Annotated in this window: 1 protein-coding gene; it reads left to right on the top strand. The window is 53.3% G+C overall.

What is annotated here, in order from left to right; translation table 11 throughout:
• Window positions 1-71: 71 nt before the first annotated feature.
• Entirely contained in the window at window positions 72-1,019 is a 948-nt protein-coding gene (locus HNR64_RS16985) for an IS5 family transposase (protein WP_198570170.1), read from the top strand.
• Window positions 1,020-1,155: the final 136 nt, after the last annotated feature.

A 1,155-nucleotide genomic window follows, 5' to 3' on the forward strand; every position in this document is an offset into this window, starting at 1 on the left:
CTAGGGAAGGTCTGCACAACCTCCAGAATTTGAGATAATCCTGCGAACACCCATTTCAACCGGACTACTGCATGAGCCAGCTTACCTTTGCCGAAGCCGAATACCAGAACAAAAAGCGTAAAACGCGGCGTGAGCTGTTCTTGGAAAAAATGGATAGTCTGATTCCCTGGGCCAAGCTAGAGAAGAAGCTCCGCAAGCACTACCCCAAAGGTGAGAATGGAAACCCGCCGTATCCGCTCCCCATTATGCTTCGGGTGCACTGCCTGCAATTGTTCTACAACCTCAGCGATCCGGCGATGGAGGATGCCCTGTACGAGATTGAGTCCATGCGCCGCTTTGCAGGGCTACGCTTGTCTGATCGGCTACCAGATGAAAGTACTATCCTCCGCTTCCGTCATTTTTTAGAGCGCCACAAATTGGGCGAAGTGATCTTCGATACCGTGAGCGCCCAGTTGCGTCAGCAGGGTTTGATGATGCGTGAAGGCACCATTGTTGATGCCACGATTATCGCCGCGCCCAGCTCAACCAAGAATCAGGATGGCGAGCGAGACCCGGAAATGCACCAGACCAAGAAAGGCAATGAGTGGCACTTTGGCATGAAGATGCATATTGGCGTGGATGACCGGGACGGCTTGATTCACAGCATCGAGACCACAGCTGCGAATGTGCATGATCTCACTGCGGCAGATCAGCTTCTTCATGGAGAAGAGCAGCGGGTCTGGGGTGACGCGGGTTATACCGGCATCCATAAGCGAGACGCATTTAAAGATCGGGATGTCGATTGGCGTATCGCGCTACGCCCCGGCACCCGGAGCAATCTGGCTGATCAGCTGCAGGAAATGCTGGAGGGGATAAAGGCCAGCGTTCGCGCCAAGGTTGAGCATCCGTTCCGGACGATCAAGCAACAGTTTGGCTATACGAAGGTTCGCTACCGTGGGCTGGCGAAAAACACCAACCGCCTGTATGTGTTATCAGCGTTTACCAACCTGCTGAGAGCGGAGAAATACCTGCCCTCATAGGGTAGGTACGCCTGTAGTCAGCCAAATGGCTGCCTACAGGCTGAGATGAACTGAGGATTGCTGCGTTTTACGCCGTTGACGCGGAAATTTGGCGATATTTTATAAAAGGGAGAGGTTGTGCAGACCTTCCCTAGGT

The organism is Spongiibacter marinus (assembly GCF_016906995.1).
Lineage (GTDB): Bacteria > Pseudomonadota > Gammaproteobacteria > Pseudomonadales > Spongiibacteraceae > Spongiibacter > Spongiibacter marinus.